The 1,219-nt window shown below is 44.1% G+C and carries 1 pseudogene; it reads right to left on the bottom strand.

Going from position 1 to position 1,219, the window contains the following annotated elements:
* Positions 1-1,134, bottom strand: a pseudogene (locus D0T84_RS21495) (RHS repeat-associated core domain-containing protein); the annotation flags it as partial.
* Between the last annotated feature and the right edge of the window lie 85 nt (positions 1,135-1,219).

The following is a 1,219-nucleotide window of genomic DNA, read 5'->3' as shown; positions in this document are numbered from 1 at the left end:
GGAACCCACCTTCCAGGTCATGGCCGAGATATTGCCATTGTATTGTTTGCCATGTATGCCATAAGCCTCGTTATAATACAATGTTTGTGTGAACAATGGACTGGCAATGGTTTTTGTCCACGAGCGTACGTTGTAGCCGTAGGTGGTTTTCAGGTTGGCATGGGTATGCTTCTGGTTGGTTTTTAGCCTGCCCAGTTCGTCATAAGTGTTGGAGGCCAGGGTGACGGTGGTACCGCTGTTCAGCTGGTGGGTGGTCTTCAACAATCTGCCTGCATGGTCGTAGGTGTAGGCATAGACTTCGGTCTGCGTGGTCTTACCTGTGGCAGCATGTATATGCTTCTTCTTGGTGGGTTGGCCTGTGAAGTTGTAGGCAATGTATTCTTTCTCAATACCGCCTGTCAAATGATTGTTACTCTTGGTTTGTATCAGCCTGCCCCGGTTGTCGTAATACATTATAGAATAAAGATAAGTAGAAGATACAGCACCGGAAGATGCTATTTGCGCAGTTGCTGTCCCTGTCAACAATCCTTTATAGCCGGTTGTGTAACGTGTGGCATAACCTGTCTCCGCATTGTATTGGGTATTTGCATTGTTGGGTATTTCCGTAATTCCCATAAAGGCATAACTGTCATAATAATTTGCCGAAAGGATGGACGGAGTGGAAAGTGTAACCCCCGTTATGGTATAACTGTTTGCCAGATTGGTACGGCTTGTATTGTAGGTAGCTTTTACAACAGCGGTAGCTAACGGGTCGGCGGTATAGCTCAATGTATTCTTGCAAACCCCTGCCAATGCAGGCCTTCCCAAAGCATCAGGTATAGTAAAGGTCCATTCGCTCTTAGTCCTTTGTTCTCCATCCTGTGAGAATATTAACTGGTCTGCCTTATCATAGACATAATAGATTGGTTCACAACCGGGTATTTTCTTTGATATGCAGCGCTGGTATTTGTCATATTTATACAGGTAAGCATAATTTTTCATCATAGAACCTGCGTCTGTTATATTGGTCAGGTTATCCGAGGCTAGCGGTGGCAATACATAACTCAGATTTCCAAAAGCGTCATACACATAATAGGTATCGTAGTTTTGACCGCTGTTTACCTGCCGGGAGAGTACAATCTGATCTAGTGTCATGTCAATTTGATAATGTCTGACAAATATCGTATATTTGCCACAAAAGCAACTATGGCAATACGATACAAAGTGACATTAACTGAGG

It is taken from the genome of Dysgonomonas sp. 521 (genome assembly GCF_010501055.1).
In the GTDB taxonomy this organism is placed as follows: Bacteria; Bacteroidota; Bacteroidia; order Bacteroidales; family Dysgonomonadaceae; genus Dysgonomonas.
Note: the sequence above shows the minus strand (reverse complement) of the source record. Positions and strands in the feature narration are given on the sequence as shown.